This is a genomic window from Paractinoplanes brasiliensis (assembly GCF_004362215.1).
GTDB lineage: Bacteria > Actinomycetota > Actinomycetes > Mycobacteriales > Micromonosporaceae > Actinoplanes > Actinoplanes brasiliensis.
Map to the genome: position 1 here is coordinate 2,110,001 of NZ_SNWR01000001.1, position 15,294 is coordinate 2,125,294.

Consider the following 15,294-nt stretch of genomic DNA (forward strand, 5'->3'; position numbering starts at 1 on the left):
ACCGGGGTCGACCAGCCCACGCACCACCCGCAGCAGCACAGCCACACTCCACCAGCCAGCGCACAGCCAGCGGAATCGACCAGCCCACGCACACCACCCGCAGCAGCACAGCCGCTGTCCACCAGCCAGCGCATACCAGCAGCGATCGACCAGCCCCACGCACCACTCGGAGCAACACCACACTCGACCAGCCAGCGCATACCCAGCAGGATCGACCAGCCTCACGCACCACCCGGAGCAGCACCGCCACACTCGACCAGCCAGCGCATACCCAGCAGGATCGACCAGCCCCACGCACCACCCAGAGCAACACCACACTCGACCAGCCGGCGCACAGCCAACGGACCGACTGGCAGCCACGCCACGACCCGGATCAACAGCGTTCATCGCGTCCGCGCAGCCACCGACCCGGCCACGCTTGACAAGCAGCGCACAGCCAACCAACCGACCGGGTAGCCAGCCACACTCGCCACCAACCGGAGCAGCACAGCCGCACTCGACCAACCGGCGCACAGCCAACGGACCGATCAGCAACCAATAGCACCCACTACGCCGATCAGCACGGGCGTGCTTGGCGAGGTGGCGCGGGGCTAGAGGCGGCGGTTGGCGAGGCTGGGCAGTTCGGAGCGGATGTGGTCGAGGCGCGCGAGGTCGAGGTCGGCGGTGACGATGCCTACGGTGTCGGGGGCCTGGGCAAGGACCGTGCCCCAGGGGTCGACGATCATGCTTCGGCCGAAACACGTACGGGATGGGTCGTGGTCTCCGATTTGGCCGGCGGCCACGACGTAGCACTGGTTTTCGATCGCGCGCGCCCGCAGCAGGACCTCCCAGTGGTCGCGGCCCGTGTGCAGCATGAACGCGGCCGGCACGATCAGGATGCGAGCTCCGCCGTCGACGGCCAGGCGCCTGTAGAGCTCGGGGAATCGCAGGTCGTAGCAGATGGACAGGCCGGTGCGGACCCCGGCGATGTCAGCCGAGACGGTTTTGTCGCCGGAAGCGACCGAGCGGGACTCCTGGTAGGAGACTCGGCCCGCGATCTCCACGTCGTACAGGTGGATCTTGCGGTAGACGGTGATGAGCTCGCCGCGCGGATCGAAGACCAGCGAGGTGTTGTAGGTGCGGTGCTCGTCGGGGCCGGCCTCGTGGAAGGAGCCGGCGTGCACCCAGATGCCCAGCTCGCGCGCCGCGGTGGCGAAGAACTGCGCGAACTCGCCGTCGATGCCTTCCGGCTTGGGCGCTGTCTTGCCGGGGCCCAGGTAGTCGACGTATTCCGGAAGCACGGCCAGCTCGGCGCCGGCGGCCGCGGCACGGTCGAGCAGACCCCGGGCAACCTGCAGGTTGTGCTCCCGATCGGCCCGTGAATTCACCTGACACACCGCTACTCGCATGAAGGAAGCCTACGAGCGGAGCCACCGTCGGCCAACCGCCGGAAGTAGCCCCTCGACCCAGTACCGAAGTATCTGGGCACAGCTCCGTGCCAGGGTCAGGATTGCGAGGCGCAGGTGACCGAGGCGGTGCGACTCAGGTCAGGAAGGGGCAGCGATGGTCAGAAAGGGGCAGCGGATGGTTACGAGGCGCAGCGGACGGCCGAAGGGGCAGCGCAGCCGACGGCCGGAGGGGCAGCGGACGGTCAGGAGGGGCAGTGATGAAGGGTCAGAGACGAGACAGCAGGGAGCGGATGAACCGACGATGTCCGGGGGCCAGCCGAGACCAGACGAGACGACCGGGCCGGTGGTCGTAGCGGACCAACATCACCTGTGTCAGGTGCGTTCCGGAGGTATGGAAGACCAGACGTGCGGTGATGCCGAGGGCGGCGCGGGACTCGAGGACGATCGCGGCCGGCGTGTTGCGGACGATGCGCCAGCCCAGCACCTGAGTGCGTGACCACGGCGGAGCGAGCGGGATGCCCAGGAGGGTCCAGGCGGTCAGCATCTGGGCTCGAGCTTTCCAGGGGGCGCGCTCGAGGACGAGGCGGGCCCACTGCTCGGCTGTGCGCGCCGGGCCCACCCCGGACGTCGACGTGATGGGGCTGGCCGAGGACGGCGACGTGATGGGGAGGGCCGAGGACGGCGACGTGATGGGGAGGGTGAAGGACTCGCGGTAGTGGACGGGGGTGAGGTCAGCAAGGGTCACGAGCGCAGGCGCCGGGTCGATCTCGCTGACGGTGGTCATGTCAGGCGGGACTGCATGGCTTCGGCAAGGGCCTGGATGCCCTTCAGGGGGCGGATCATCACGGTGAACTCGGTGATCTGGCCGTCGGGGCCGGCGTGGAGGAAGTCGCAGCCTTCGAGGTGCTTGTCGCCTATGCGGGCCTTGAAGAGGAGCGCGTGGGACGGGGCGTCGTCGAGCTCGTGGGTGTATTCGAAGTCCTCGAAGACGTGGATCACGGCACGGAGGATCGGGGCCACGGCAAAGCGGCCGCGGTAGGGGGTGTAGACGACTGGGCTTCGGAAGACGACGTCCTCGTGCAGGAGAGCCAGGGCGGCCTCCACGTCACGGGACTCGATGGCGGCTCGGAACGGGTGCACGGCGCGGCCCCTATACTCAACAAATTGATTAGGTGCGGATTAACTTAACTGGCCGCGCGGAAGGAAGTCCAGATGTCACTGCGCCATGCCTTGCTGGCCGCCCTGTCTCAGGGCGAGGCGTCCGGGTACGAGTTGGCCAAGCGGTTCGACGTGGCGGTCGCGGACTACTGGACGGCCACGCCCCAGCAGCTGTACCGGGACCTGGAACGGCTCGAGCGGGACGGTCTGGTCGAGGCGCGCGTCGTCGAACAAACCCGGCGGCCCAACAAACGTGTGTTCACCATGACGGAAAAAGGACTCGACGAACTGCGCGCATTCGGGCGCCGGCCGTCCAAGCCCCCGGCCATGCGCGACGAACTGCTCGTCAAGCTGCAAGCCGCCGACCGGACCGGTGAACCGGCCACCCTCGTCGAGGCGGCGCGGGCGCGAGAAACCCGATCGAGGGAGAAGCTGGCCCGCTACGACCAACTGCGGGATCGACTGCTCGACGGGCGCAGCGAAGACGAATACCTGCGCGACAGCGACGAAGTGGGCCCGTACCTCACGCTCATGGCCGGGCGGATGTACGAGCAGTTGAACATCCGCTGGGCGGCCACGGTGATCGAGACGCTCACCCGGCGGCAGAAAGCGCAGCCCGAGGCCGAGTGATCACGTGGCACGGCTGGGCCGGCGATCACCGCGGCGTAGCGCGGGTCGGACCATATGCCACGCGCGCGGGTGCGTCTGGTGACGACACACCCGCGTACGGGATGGGTCAGGCCGACTTTTCCTCGCGCTCGCGGCGCCGGCGGCCCACGAACTCGCGCGGGACGATCGTCGGGTTCACGTTTTCCAGCACGACCTCGCGCGTGATGACCACACGAGCGGCGTCGGGGTTGCTGGGCACCTCGTACATCACGGAGAGCAACACTTCCTCCATGATCGCGCGGAGACCGCGGGCGCCCGTGCCGCGCAGCATGGCCTGGTCGGCGATGGCCTCGAGCGCGCCGTAGTCGAACTCCAGCTCGACGCCGTCCAGCTCGAAGAGACGCTGGTACTGCTTCACGTACGCGTTCCGCGGCTCGGTCAAGATCTTGATCAGAGCCTCGCGGTCGAGGTTACGCACCGTGGTGATGACGGGCAGACGACCGATGAACTCGGGGATCAGGCCGAACTTCAGCATGTCCTCGGGCATCACCCGGCTGAAGATGTCATCGGTGTTCCGCTCGGAGATCGACCGCAGGTGAGCGCCGAAGCCGACACCGCCATGACCGACGCGGGACTCGATGATGCGGTCCAGCCCGGCGAACGCGCCACCCACGATGAACAGCACGTTGGTGGTGTCGATCTGGATGAACTCCTGATGCGGGTGCTTACGGCCGCCCTGCGGCGGAACGTTTGCCACCGTACCCTCGAGGATCTTCAGCAACGCCTGCTGGACACCCTCACCGGAGACGTCCCGGGTGATCGACGGGTTCTCGCTCTTGCGGGCGATCTTGTCGACCTCGTCGATGTAGATGATTCCCTGCTCGGCGCGTTTCACGTCGTAATCGGCGGCCTGGATGAGCTTGAGCAGGATGTTCTCGACATCCTCGCCCACATAGCCGGCCTCGGTGAGCGCCGTGGCGTCCGCGATCGCGAACGGCACGTTGAGCATGCGGGCCAACGTCTGCGCCAGGTGAGTCTTGCCGCAGCCGGTGGGGCCGATGAGCATGATGTTGGACTTGGCCACCTCGACGTCGCTGCCCGCACCGGGAGCGCCGCTCGACTCGGCCTGAATCCGCTTGTAGTGGTTGTAGACGGCGACCGAGAGCGCCTTCTTCGCCTGTTCCTGACCCACCACGTACTGGTCAAGGAACTGGCAGATCTCCATCGGCTTGGGAAGCTCTTCCCACTTCACCTCGCCGGTCTCGGCCAGCTCTTCCTCGATGATCTCGTTGCAGAGGTCGATGCACTCGTCGCAGATGTAGACCCCAGGGCCCGCGATGAGCTTCTTGACCTGCTTCTGCGACTTCCCACAGAAGGAGCACTTCAGTAGGTCGCCGCCGTCGCCGATCCGTGCCACCTACGTTCTCCTTGAGCTCATCGGCCGACTCACACCGGCCCTGATCACGAGGACTGATTGCCTCGTTGCCATCTCATCGTCTGCGGAACCGCGTAACTGAGGCTGCATGCTCGACGTTACCCGCAAAGGTGCCGTTCTCCGACCCCCCAAAACGGGCGTGTCAGGGGTCGGCCAGTTTATTGCGCCCGGCCGGCCCCCGACATGATGCCTCAGCCCACCGACTGCAGGCTCTTCTTGCGGCTCGCGAGCACGACGTCGACCAGACCGTACTCCTTGGCCTCCTCGGCCGTCATGATCTTGTCGCGATCGACGTCCTTGCGGACCTGCTCCGGCGTGCGGCCGGAGTGACGCGAGATCATCTCCTCCATCTGCGTACGCATGCGGAGGATCTCGCGGGCCTGGATCTCGATGTCCGACCCCTGGCCGTAGCCACCCTCGGTGGCCGGCTGGTGGATCAGAACCCGCGAGTGCGGCAGGGCCATCCGCTTGCCCGCCGTGCCGCCGGCCAGCAGGACGGCGGCCGCGCTGGCCGCCTGCCCCAGGCAGACCGTCGAGATGTCGGGGCGGACGTACTGCATCGTGTCGTAGATCGCCGTCATGGCGGTGAAGGAGCCGCCCGGCGAGTTGATGTACATGAGGATGTCGCGGTCGGGATCCGAGCTCTCCAGCGTGAGCAGCTGGGCCATCACGTCGTTGGCCGACGCGTCGTCCACCTGCACGCCGAGGAAGATGATCCGGTCCTCGAACATCTTGTTGTACGGGTTCGTCTCCTTCATCATCCCGTTCGAGGAACGCTCGACGAAGGAGGGCAGCACGTAGCGGTTGTGCACCGGCGCGAACCCGGAGGGCAAGGTCAGGTCAGTCATTGTTCAGCTCCTCAGTTCAGCGTTCCGGCGCCGTCGGAGACCTGCATGGCCCCGGTGATCACCTTGTCGATGAAGCCGTAGTCCTTGGCTTCCTCCGCCGTGAACCAGCGGTCACGGTCGGAGTCACGCTCGATCTGCTCCTGAGTCTGCCCGGTGTGGAAGGCGACTCGCTCCTGGAACATGCGCTTGGTGTACAGCATCTGCTCGGCCTGGATGGCGATGTCGGCGGCCGTGCCGCCCATGCCGCCCGAGGGCTGGTGCATCATGATCCGCGCGTGCGGCAGCGAGAAGCGCTTGCCGGGGGCGCCGGCGCAGAGCAGCAGCTGTCCCATCGACGCGGCCATACCCATGGCTACGGTCTGCACGTCGTTATCGATGAACTGCATGGTGTCGTAGATCGCCATGCCCGAGTAGACCGAGCCACCGGGCGAGTTGATCCAGAGGTGAATGTCGCGCTCGGGGTCCTCGGCGGAAAGCAGCAGCAGCTGAGCGCAGATGCGGTTGGCCACCGAGTCGGTCACCTCGCTGCCGAGGAAGATGATGCGCTCACGCAGCAGGCGGTTGAAGACCGAGTCGTCGAGGTTGCCACTGAGGGATTCACCGCGCAGCGCGGGGCTCGCGGGAAGATGAAGATCGGTCATGGCAGCCCTTCACAGCTGACTGTGCCGGCCCGGTGTCCGCGGCCGGCAAGTTGTCCGTCGTACGACCAACCTAACCGGTCGATTGCGCATCAGCTTCCCGCTCGGGCAGGTGTTCGCTGACAGCGCAGGGCGCTCCAGGAAAACCAAAAGACCGCGATCGCCCCGGGAGGCGATCGCGGTCCGGAGATTCAGTGGTTGTGGCCGGTGTGGTCGTCCTCGGAGGCGGCCCGCAGGTCGTCGAGCGTGAGGACCGTGCCCTCGGAGTCCTTCATCTCGACCTGCTCCATGACCGAGGCCAGTGCCTTGCCACGGCGCACGTCGCCGAACACGGCGGCCGCCGCGCCCGACTGCACGAGCTGGTCGTAGTACTGCTGCGGCTGCATCTGCGCCCGCTGCGCCCGGTGCACGATCTCGTGACCGAACTCGTCGTCGGAGACCTGAACGTCCTCGGCGTCGGCGATCGTGTCGAGCAGCAGCTGAATGCGGACGCCCTCGACGGCGGCCTCGGTCAGCTCCTGGTCGATCTGCTCCTCGGTCTTGTCCTCCGAGGTCAGGTAGTCCTGCAGGGTCGCGCCGATCCGCTCCAGCTGGTCGGTCATGGCCTGCTTGCGGCCCTCGACCTCGTCCTTCACGACGCCCTCGGGCGCCGGGATGTCGGCCGCCTCGACCAGCTGCTTGAGCGCCTCGTCACGGGCCGCGTAGATCTGCTCGACCTTCTTGACCTTGGTCAGCCGCTCGCGCAGGTCGTTACGCAGCTCCTCCAGCGTGTCGAACTCGCTGGCCATCTGCGCGAAGTCGTCGTCGACCTCGGGCAGCTGCTTGTCCTTGACGCTGCGGACCTTGACCTCGACCTCGGCGTCCCGCCCCGCGAAATCGCCACCCACCAGCTGCGTGGTGAACTGGGCATCGGCGTCCGCGACCAGGCCCACCAGCACCTCGTCGAGACCCGGGAGCAGCTGCTTGCTGCCCACCTCGTGCGAGATGTTGGTCGCCGAGCCGCCCGGAACCTCCTGGCCGTCGACCGTCGCCTTCAGGTCGAGCTGCACGTAGTCGCCCTCGGCGGCCGGCCGGTCGACGGTCTTCAGCGTGGCGAAACGCTCACGCAGGCCGTTGATCTGCTCGTCGATCTCGTTGTCGCCGATCTCGACCGCCGGAACCGTCACCGAAATGGTCTTCAGGTCGGGCACGGTGATCTCGGGCCGGACGTCGACCTCGGCCGTGAACCTCAACGGCTCGTTGTCGGCGAACTCGGTGATCTCGACCTCGGGACGACCCAGCGTCTTCACGTCGTGCTCACGCACGGCGGCCAGGATCTGCTGCGGGATCGCTTCCTGAACCGCCTCGTTCAGGACCGCGCCACGCCCGACACGCTGGTCGATGACCGCTGCCGGGATCTTGCCGCGACGGAAGCCCGGCACCTGCACCTGCGCGCCGATCTCCCGGTACGCCTTCTGCAGGCTCGGCTTGAGCTCGTCGAACGGCACCTCGATGGCGAGCTTCACCCTGGTCGGGCTCAGAGTCTCGACGGTGCTCTTCACAGGCGTACTCCTTGTTGCTGCGACAGTTGGTATCAGTCGGGGTGGCGGGATTTGAACCCACGGCCCCTCGCTCCCAAAGCGAGTGCGCTACCAAGCTGCGCCACACCCCGTGGCGACGGCCAGTGTATGCGGTCCGCTTCCGCCCGCGTGCGCTGGAGTCACCTCGTGGCGTATCCGGTTCGCGTCGGCGGGAGTTGATTAAGTAAGCTATCCCCGGCGACCCCGCCTCAGGGCGGGGTTTACGCGGGCGTAGCTCAATGGTAGAGCCTCAGTCTTCCAAACTGATTACGCGAGTTCGATTCTCGTCGCCCGCTCCACATGGCGCTGCTCAGCGCCCACATCCACAGCGTCGCTGTAGATTGAGCCGATGGCATCGGATCCGGACGAGGAGATCGCCGAGCGGCTCCGGCAATCTGTCGGCCGTTTCGTTCGCCGTGTCCGTACACAGGCCGACACCCTGCCGCCGACCCGGGCCGAGACGCTCAGCACCCTGCAACGCGAGGGTCCCCAGACGATCGCTCAACTGGCCGCCCACCGCGGCGTGAAACACCAGAGCATGAGCCGGACAGTCGCGGAACTCGAAGCGCTGGGCCTGGTGGGGCGCGAGGCCAGTCCGGATGATCGCCGGGCCTTCCTCATCACCCTCACCGAGGCCGGAACCGCCGCGCTGGAGGCCAATCGGCTCGCGCGCCGCCAGTGGGTCGCCGAGGCGATCGGGACACGGTTGACTCCCGCCGAGCGCGAGATGCTCAACGCCGTGCCGACCCTGCTCGACCGCTTGTCGTCCGGCGGATGACGGAAGCAGCCGCCGGCATCGGCGAGAAACCACGACCAACGGCCAGGAACGGCGGCCCGCGCGAAACAAGCCGCAGCGACGGGTAGCGGGCCGGCCGGCGAGGAGCAAGCGGGTCAGATCTCGACGGATTCGCCGGATCCGAGCACGAGCATCGGCGTTCCGGTGAGCCCCTTCTCGCCCAGGAACATCGCGGTCGACGCACGGCCGATCTCGCTCAGCATGACGTCGTGAATCTGCACGGTCCGGCGCGGCGCGACAGCCGCGATGAAGTCGATGGCCTCCCCGACCTTCACCCACGGACCGCCGGCCGGCACGAGCAACGTGTCCACCGGCGCCGGCGGCACCGCGTAGGAATCCCCCGGGTGGAACACGCGTCCACCGACGAGGTAGCCCACGTTGTGCGGGACCGTGATGCCGTCGTGGATCTGGGCGTGGTCGCCGCCGAAGACACGCACCTCGATGCCGGCCACGTCCAGGACGTCGCCGCTGGTCACGGTCGCCACGCGTCCGTCGCCGGTTTCCCCGAGCGCCGCCGCCACCGGCGCGGGACCCCAAACTCGCAGGTCAGGGCGGGCAGCGAGGGCCGCTCGAACATCATCGACGGCGAAGTGGTCGAAGTGTTCGTGAGTGACCAGCACGCTCGTCGCCGAGGCGAGCAGTTCCGCGGCATCCGGCGTGAAGGTGCCCGGGTCGATCAGGATCCGCTGCCCGGCGTCCTCGATGACAACCGTGGCGTGGGCGTGCTTCGTGAGCCGCATCGTTATTCCTTCCGCTGTACTTGCACAGCAGAACTGTACAGCTATGTTGTAGAAACGACGAGCCAACCCTTCCTCCGTACGCCTCGTCGAGACCGGCAACCGCAAGCGGCCAGTCCTCGGGGTTCCTCGCGACGTGGCCGGTGGGTCACGGCCGTAGCGCGAGCGCCGGGACGTTACCCGGTGGTCCGGCAGAAGAGCGCCGCCACAGAACGTGGCGGCCGACGGGTGAGGCGAGTCCACATCTGACGCCGCCGGGTGAGGCGGGGTGCGGGCAGGGGCCCGACCACACGAGCGCCCGCGAGCGGGGGTGCGGCGTGTTCGTCCTCGGGCGGCCGGGAAGCCGGCTGGACGGCACCGGGGAGATGCACTGGAAGCGCTGGCAAGTGACACGCGGGGCAGGCCGGAAGGGGATGTGGGCGCAGCGCAAGGACGCGCCGAAAGAGGCGCGGGCGAACCGCGGGCCACACTCAAGAAGCGCAGGCGAACCGCGGGGCACGCTGGAGCGCCGGGGGCGCGGCGCCGGGCCGCCACCCGGCGCCGCGCGTCTCGGCCGGTGGTGCCGCGGCCGGGAGCTTCTGGAGTGGATTCAGTCCAGATACCCGCCCGAAAAACTAGCCTGTGTGTAGATGAGCGTCTATTAGCGGACCCTTAAATCACACCGTGTGGGTAACTTGCCGTCACTCAGGGCGACGCGTTCAGCTGAGGTAGGTCCGGGCGCCGTGACTGCTCAACGCGGCGAGGATCTCCGCGGCGTCGTTGGCGGAGACGGCGGCGAAGAGGCGTTCGTGGCGGAGGACGCCGTCCTCGGCGCGGGCTGCTTCGGCCTCGCGGCGCATGTTGACGGCCATGTAGAGCTGGATGCGCACCAGCACCGAGCCGTACAGGTCGGCCAGCTGGCGGTTGCCGCCGAGGGCCACCACCTCGGTGTGGAACCGGCGGTGCGCGTTGGCCAGTTCCAGGCGGTCGTCGGCCTCGGTGGCTTTGCGCATCACCTCCAGCGCCGCCCGTAACGCCGTCAGGTCGGGGTTGGCCGGCATGGTCGCGACGGCATGCCGCTCCAAGACGTCACGGACGTCGTAGAGCTCGCGCACGTCGTCGGCCGAGAGCGTGGCCACCCGGGCGCCGCGCCGCGGAATGTGCTCGACGAGGCCCTGCTGGGCGAGCAGCCGCATGGCTTCCCGCAGCGGCGCCCGGCTGATGCCGAGCCGCCGGGTGAGCTGCTCCTCGACGAGCCGTTCCCCTGGCTCGGCGCGCCCGCTCAGGATCTCGTGGCTGAGCCGCTCGACGGCAAGCTCCACGAGGCTGTACGACCGCAGCTCCCCGTTGCTCACGCCTGAAGTGTGCCAGCACGCCCCAACCCGCCCGCCGCCCCGGCCCAGCGCGTCGAGCAAAGCCCAGGTCGAGACGAGGAAAGCCGGGGGAAGGGCGGCCAAGCGAGGGGCGGGCCGGGCGGATTGGTGAGCGGGGCGAAATCGGGCCGTTACAAAGCGTCGCCTTGGGCGAAACAGAATTGTCGACAATCGACGATGTGGATGTCGATGCGGTGGTGGAGCGGGCGCGGGCGGCCGACGGGGTGTGGATCTCGCTGGTCGGCCCGGACGAGCTGCGGGAACGTGCCGCGGCGGTCGATCCGGGGCTGCCGCTGGCGGGGATGCCGTTCGCGGTGAAGGACAACATCGACGTGGCAGGGCTGCCGACCACGGCGGGCTGCCCGGACTTCGCGTACACCCCTGATCGGAACGCCCCGGTCGTACAGCGGCTGGTCGACGCGGGAGCGGTCGTGGTCGGCAAGACCAACCTGGACCAGTTCGCCACGGGACTGACCGGCGCGAGATCCCCGTACGGGAATCCGGAAAGTGTTTTCGGCGGCGGGCTCATCTCGGGCGGGTCCAGTTCCGGGTCGGCTGTGGCGGTGGCGGACGGGACCGTGGCGTTCTCGCTCGGCACCGACACGGCGGGGTCGGGGCGGGTGCCGGCGGCGCTCAACGGGATCGTGGGGGTCAAGCCGACGCGTGGGCTTCTGAGCACGCTCGGGGTGGTGCCGGCCTGCCGCTCGCTGGACTGCGTCTCGGTGTTCGCCCGCGACGTGACGACGGCCGAACGGGTGACGCGGGTCGCGCGGGGACGCGTACGGGAGGATCCGTGGTCGCGGGAAGGGAACCGGCCGCTGATCGCCCGGCCCCGTGTCGGCGTACCGGAAACGCTTGATTTTTTCTCCGACGCGGGGCAGGAGAAGGCCTTCGCGCGGTTCGGCGGGGATGCCGCTGTCGACATCGGACCGCTGCTGGAGGCCGGTGACCTGCTCTATCGGGGTCCGTGGGTGGCCGAGCGGCTGGCCGACCTCGGTGACTTCCTGGCCGCGCACCCCGAGTCGGTGCTGCCGGTGACGCGGGCCGTGCTGGAGACCGGTCGCGGGTTCACGGCGGCCGACGCGTTCCGGGCCCAGCACCGGTTGCAGGAGCTCAAGCACGCGGCCGACCGCATGTGGGAGCAGGTCGACGTGCTTGTGCTGCCGACGATCGGCACGACCTGGACGCACGCCGAGATCGCCGAGGACCCGATCGGGCGCAATCTCATCCTGGGCCGGTACACCCAGTTCGCGAACCTGCTCGACATGGCCGCGGTGACCGTCCCGCACGGGTTCACCGAGGACGGGCGGCCCGCCTCGATCACCCTGTTCGGGCCGGCCTTCAGCGACGACACGCTGGCGCTGCTCGCCGCGTCGCAGTGGGAGAGAACCAAGAACGACACCATGACGCTCGCCGTCGCCGGGCTGCACCTCAGCGGCGAGCCGCGCAACCACGAACTGCTCGAACGCGGCGCCACCCTGCTCGGCGTCACCCGCACGGCGCCCTGTTACCGCCTGCACCTGCTGCCCTCGGGCGCGCCGGGCCTGGTGCGCGGCGAGGGCGGAGCCGCCATCGAGGTCGAGCTCTGGCAACTGCCCGTCGCGCAGGTCGGCGGGTTCCTGACCGGCATCGCGGCGCCCCTGTCGCTGGGTCGCGTCGCCCTGCAGGACGGCACCGAGGTCACCGGGTTCCTCTGCGAGGCGTACGCGGTGACCGACGCTCCCGACATCACCGCCGGCGGCGGCTGGCGGAACTACCGCTCGGAAGGACAGCGCTCATGACCGCACGCATCGGCCCGGTGAAAGCGAACCCCTACCTCTGGCCGTACGACGGCTCGGTGCCCGTGTCCAAGACGGCGCTGCTCTGCATCGACTGGCAGACCGACTTCTGCGGCAAGGGCGGATACGTCGACTCGATGGGTTACGACATCGAACTGACCCGGGCCGGGCTGCCGGCCACCGCCCGGCTGCTCGACCACGCCCGGAAGAACGGCATGCTCGTGATCCACACGCGCGAGGGCCATGACCCCGACCTGTCCGACCTGCCGCCCAACAAGCGCTGGCGCTCGGCGCGGATCGGGGCCGAGATCGGCAGCGACGGGCCCTGCGGCCGGATCCTGATCAAGGGCGAGCCGGGCTGGGAGATCGTGCCCGAGGTCGCGCCGATGGCCGGTGAGGTGATCGTCGACAAGCCGGGCAAGGGCGCGTTCTACGCCACCAACCTCGACCTCGTGCTGCGTACGCACGGCATCACGCACCTGATCCTGACCGGGATCACCACTGACGTCTGCGTGCACACCACCATGCGCGAGGCCAACGACCGCGGCTACGAGTGCCTGATCCTCAGCGACTGCACCGGAGCCACCGACCCGTCCAACCACACCGCCGCGCTGCACATGGTCACCATGCAGGGCGGCGTCTTCGGCTGCGTCGCCACCTCGGACGACGTGATCGCGGCAACGGAGGTCTGACCGATGCCTTCCATCAACGCACTACCGAACCCTTTCACCTTCGAACCAGCGGAAACCGCCCTGCTCGTCATCGACATGCAGCGCGACTTCCTGTTGCCGGGCGGCTTCGGCGAGAGCCTGGGCAACGACGTGTCCCAGCTCAGCCGCACGATCGAGCCGCTGAGCGCCCTGCTGGCGGCCTGGCGAGCGGCGGGCCTGCCGATCATTCACACGCGCGAGGGGCATCTGCCCGACCTGTCCGACTGCCCGCCCTCCAAGCTGGCGCGCGGGGGCATCGGGGAGAAAGGCGCCTTCGGCCGGATCCTCGTACGCGGGGAGTACGGCCACGACATCGTCGACGAGCTGGCGCCGGCCGAGGGCGAGATCGTCGTCGACAAGCCGGGCAAGGGCGCCTTCTACGCCACCGAACTGGCCGAGATCCTCGAGAAGCTCGGCGTCACGAAATTGGTCGTCACGGGGGTCACGACCGAGGTCTGCGTGCACACCACGGTCCGCGAGGCGAACGACCGCGGCTACGACTGTCTCGTCCTGTCCGACTGCGTCGGCTCGTACTTCCCGGAATTCCAGCGCGTCGGCCTGCAGATGATCGCCGCCCAGGGCGGGATCTTCGGCTGGGTCGCCGACTCCCCCACTCTCTTGGCCGCCCTCTCGTCGCAGGAGCAGAAATGACGACGACCTCTACCCCGTACTGGGTGCGCGGGGACACCAACGCTTTCTTCGGTTTCGGCGTCAACGTGCTGGTCAACGTGCTCACGCTGACCGCGCTGTGCATCGGCGTCATCCGGATGCCGGCCTCGGACGTCTTCGGCGTGATCCTGCCCGCGCTCGGCATCGCTCTGGTCGCCGGCAACGTCTACTACACGTTCCTGGCCCGGCGGCTGGCCGCGCGCGAGGGCCGCTCCGACGTGACGGCGCTGCCGTACGGGCCGAGCGTGCCGCACATGTTCATCGTGATCTTCGTGATCATGCTGCCGATCTATCTGAGCACCGGGAACCCGGTGCAGGCGTGGACGGCCGGCATCGCATGGGCGTTCATCATCGGCGTGATCGTGCTGATCGGCGCGTTCGTGGGCCCGTACATCCGCAAGTACACCCCGCGGGCCGCGCTGCTCGGCACCCTGGCCGGCATCTCGATCACGTTCATCTCGATGAACCCGGCCGCGACCATGTGGAACTACGCCTGGATCGCGCTGCCGGTGTTCGCGCTGCTGCTGATCGGCCTGCTCACCGACATCAAGCTGCCCTGGAACTTCCCCATCGGGCTGGCCGCGCTGCTGGTCGGCACCGCGATCGGCTGGGCCGGCGGGGCCATGTCGGTGCCCGACGTGACAGCGGCCGCGCGGGACATCGCGTTCGCCTTCCCGCACCTCAAGCTCGACCTGCTGGTCGACGGGCTGGGCGACATGGCGCCGCTGCTGGCCACGGCCATCCCGCTCGGCGTCTACAACTTCACCGAGGCGATGACCAACGTGGAGAGCGCGGCCACCGCGGGCGACCGGTACAACCTGCGCAGCGTGCTGCTGGCCGACGGCGCCGGCGCGGTGATCGGCTCCTGCCTCGGGTCGCCGTTCCCACCCGCCGTCTATGTCGGGCACCCGGGCTGGAAGGGGGCCGGCGGCCGTACGGGCTATTCGATGGCGACCGGGATCGTGATCGCCCTGCTCTGCTTCTTCGGGTTGTTCGGGCTGCTCGGCGCGATCTTCCCGACCCCGGCGATCGTGCCGATCCTGCTCTACATCGGGTTGCTGATCGGCGCCCAGGCGTTCCAGGCGACACCCCGGGCGCACGCGGCGGCGGTGGTCGCGGCCCTCATCCCGAACATCGCGCAGTGGGCGACCGGGCAGATGGACAACGCGCTGGCCGCCGCGGGCACGACAGCCTCCGAGGTGGGGATCGGCGCGCTGGCCGGCGCGGGCGTGGTCTACGACGGGCTGAAGACGCTCGGTGAGGGGGCGATCCTGGCCGGCCTGGTGCTCGGCGCGATCGTCGCCTTCATCATCGACAAACGCTTCTGGCACGCGGCGGTCTTCGCGGGCTCGGGGGCGGTGCTCAGCTTCATCGGCCTGATCCACGCCGAGAAGGTGCAGTGGAACGCGGACGGGCAGGTGTCGCTGGGTTACCTGTTCCTCGCGGCGGTGTGCGTGCTGTTCGCGCTGAGCAAGCCGGCGCCGCGTGAACCCGGCGGGGACGAGCTCGAGGGGAACCTCTTCACCGAGGCGCCGGAGGGTGGCGTCCCGGTCAAGGCGGCCTAGATATCAGCGTGGCGGTCCGGCGTTGCCGAGCCGGGCCGCCACCGCACCGACG

The 15,294-nt window shown here is 68.5% G+C and carries 15 protein-coding genes and 2 tRNA genes; 7 read left to right on the forward strand and 10 right to left on the reverse strand.

Features of this window, described 5'->3' with window-relative positions; translation table 11 throughout:
* Positions 1-590 precede the first annotated feature (590 nt).
* The 3 genes from C8E87_RS09175 to C8E87_RS09185 form a co-directional block, all read right to left on the reverse strand.
* On the reverse strand, positions 591-1,388 hold the full coding sequence (locus C8E87_RS09175) for a carbon-nitrogen hydrolase family protein (protein ID WP_133872687.1): 798 nt from the start codon (positions 1,386-1,388) through the stop codon (positions 591-593).
* A 265-nt stretch (positions 1,389-1,653) separates the two neighbouring features.
* Positions 1,654-2,172 (reverse strand): hypothetical protein, encoded by a 519-nt coding sequence (locus C8E87_RS09180; protein ID WP_133872688.1) that lies wholly within the window; start codon positions 2,170-2,172, stop codon positions 1,654-1,656.
* The gene (locus C8E87_RS09185; protein WP_133872689.1) at positions 2,169-2,528 is read right to left on the reverse strand and encodes a nuclear transport factor 2 family protein; all 360 of its coding nucleotides are present in this window, start codon (positions 2,526-2,528) and stop codon (positions 2,169-2,171) included. The genes C8E87_RS09180 and C8E87_RS09185 overlap by 4 nt, the downstream gene beginning before the upstream one ends.
* Positions 2,529-2,600: 72 nt before the next feature.
* On the opposite strand from C8E87_RS09185, the gene C8E87_RS09190 reads away from it, so the two are divergent.
* Positions 2,601-3,176, forward strand: a complete 576-nt coding sequence (locus tag C8E87_RS09190) for a PadR family transcriptional regulator (RefSeq protein ID WP_133872690.1) — start codon at positions 2,601-2,603, stop codon at positions 3,174-3,176.
* A gap of 106 nt (positions 3,177-3,282) precedes the next feature.
* On the opposite strand, the gene clpX is transcribed toward C8E87_RS09190, so the two are convergent.
* The 5 genes from clpX to C8E87_RS09215 form a co-directional block, all read right to left on the reverse strand.
* A complete protein-coding gene (gene clpX / locus C8E87_RS09195; RefSeq protein ID WP_133872691.1) occupies positions 3,283-4,572 on the reverse strand; it encodes an ATP-dependent Clp protease ATP-binding subunit ClpX in 1,290 nt (429 codons plus the stop codon).
* Positions 4,573-4,781: 209 nt separating this feature from the next.
* Entirely contained in the window at positions 4,782-5,438 is a 657-nt protein-coding gene (locus C8E87_RS09200) for an ATP-dependent Clp protease proteolytic subunit (protein ID WP_133872692.1), read from the reverse strand.
* A gap of 11 nt (positions 5,439-5,449) precedes the next feature.
* On the reverse strand, positions 5,450-6,079 hold the full coding sequence (locus C8E87_RS09205) for an ATP-dependent Clp protease proteolytic subunit (protein WP_133872693.1): 630 nt from the start codon (positions 6,077-6,079) through the stop codon (positions 5,450-5,452).
* A gap of 188 nt (positions 6,080-6,267) precedes the next feature.
* A complete protein-coding gene (gene tig, locus C8E87_RS09210) occupies positions 6,268-7,617 on the reverse strand; it encodes a trigger factor (RefSeq protein WP_133872694.1) in 1,350 nt (449 codons plus the stop codon).
* 36 nt (positions 7,618-7,653) lie between these two features.
* Positions 7,654-7,727, reverse strand: a tRNA-Pro gene (locus C8E87_RS09215).
* A 133-nt stretch (positions 7,728-7,860) separates the two neighbouring features.
* Here C8E87_RS09215 and C8E87_RS09220 point away from each other — a divergent pair.
* Positions 7,861-7,934, forward strand: a tRNA-Gly gene (locus C8E87_RS09220).
* Positions 7,935-7,984: 50 nt separating this feature from the next.
* On the forward strand, positions 7,985-8,413 hold the full coding sequence (locus tag C8E87_RS09225; RefSeq protein WP_133872695.1) for a MarR family winged helix-turn-helix transcriptional regulator: 429 nt from the start codon (positions 7,985-7,987) through the stop codon (positions 8,411-8,413).
* A gap of 113 nt (positions 8,414-8,526) precedes the next feature.
* On the opposite strand, the gene C8E87_RS09230 is transcribed toward C8E87_RS09225, so the two are convergent.
* Both C8E87_RS09230 and C8E87_RS09235 read right to left on the reverse strand, forming a co-directional pair.
* Positions 8,527-9,171: an MBL fold metallo-hydrolase gene (locus tag C8E87_RS09230; RefSeq protein WP_133872696.1), complete on the reverse strand. Its 645-nt coding sequence runs from the start codon at positions 9,169-9,171 to the stop codon at positions 8,527-8,529.
* A gap of 695 nt (positions 9,172-9,866) precedes the next feature.
* Entirely contained in the window at positions 9,867-10,502 is a 636-nt protein-coding gene (locus C8E87_RS09235) for a GntR family transcriptional regulator (RefSeq protein WP_133872697.1), read from the reverse strand.
* A gap of 197 nt (positions 10,503-10,699) precedes the next feature.
* On the opposite strand from C8E87_RS09235, the gene atzF reads away from it, so the two are divergent.
* The 4 genes from atzF to C8E87_RS09255 are packed head-to-tail and all read left to right on the forward strand — an operon-like array spanning position 10,700 to position 15,242.
* Positions 10,700-12,301, forward strand: coding sequence for an allophanate hydrolase (atzF, locus tag C8E87_RS09240; RefSeq protein WP_239080706.1), 1,602 nt, complete (start codon positions 10,700-10,702; stop codon positions 12,299-12,301).
* Positions 12,298-12,990, forward strand: coding sequence for a biuret amidohydrolase (gene biuH, locus C8E87_RS09245; RefSeq protein ID WP_133872699.1), 693 nt, complete (start codon positions 12,298-12,300; stop codon positions 12,988-12,990). The genes atzF and biuH overlap by 4 nt, the downstream gene beginning before the upstream one ends.
* A 3-nt stretch (positions 12,991-12,993) precedes the next feature.
* Positions 12,994-13,659 (forward strand): cysteine hydrolase family protein, encoded by a 666-nt coding sequence (locus C8E87_RS09250; RefSeq protein ID WP_133872700.1) that lies wholly within the window; start codon positions 12,994-12,996, stop codon positions 13,657-13,659.
* The gene (locus C8E87_RS09255; RefSeq protein ID WP_133872701.1) at positions 13,656-15,242 is read left to right on the forward strand and encodes a regulator; all 1,587 of its coding nucleotides are present in this window, start codon (positions 13,656-13,658) and stop codon (positions 15,240-15,242) included. The genes C8E87_RS09250 and C8E87_RS09255 overlap by 4 nt, the downstream gene beginning before the upstream one ends.
* The last annotated feature ends 52 nt before the right edge of the window (positions 15,243-15,294 follow it).

Excerpts from the sequence above, each read along its gene's own strand:
- C8E87_RS09175 (WP_133872687.1), bottom strand. The coding sequence starts at position 1,388 with ATGCGAGTAGCGGTGTGTCAGGTGAATTCACGGGCCGATCGGGAGCAC.
- C8E87_RS09180 (WP_133872688.1), bottom strand. The coding sequence starts at position 2,172 with ATGACCACCGTCAGCGAGATCGACCCGGCGCCTGCGCTCGTGACCCTT.
- C8E87_RS09190 (WP_133872690.1), top strand. The coding sequence starts at position 2,601 with ATGTCACTGCGCCATGCCTTGCTGGCCGCCCTGTCTCAGGGCGAGGCG.
- C8E87_RS09200 (WP_133872692.1), bottom strand. The coding sequence starts at position 5,438 with ATGACTGACCTGACCTTGCCCTCCGGGTTCGCGCCGGTGCACAACCGC.
- C8E87_RS09205 (WP_133872693.1), bottom strand. The coding sequence starts at position 6,079 with ATGACCGATCTTCATCTTCCCGCGAGCCCCGCGCTGCGCGGTGAATCC.
- C8E87_RS09225 (WP_133872695.1), top strand. The coding sequence starts at position 7,985 with ATGGCATCGGATCCGGACGAGGAGATCGCCGAGCGGCTCCGGCAATCT.
- C8E87_RS09230 (WP_133872696.1), bottom strand. The coding sequence starts at position 9,171 with ATGCGGCTCACGAAGCACGCCCACGCCACGGTTGTCATCGAGGACGCC.
- biuH (WP_133872699.1), top strand. The coding sequence starts at position 12,298 with ATGACCGCACGCATCGGCCCGGTGAAAGCGAACCCCTACCTCTGGCCG.
- C8E87_RS09250 (WP_133872700.1), top strand. The coding sequence starts at position 12,994 with ATGCCTTCCATCAACGCACTACCGAACCCTTTCACCTTCGAACCAGCG.
- C8E87_RS09255 (WP_133872701.1), top strand. The coding sequence starts at position 13,656 with ATGACGACGACCTCTACCCCGTACTGGGTGCGCGGGGACACCAACGCT.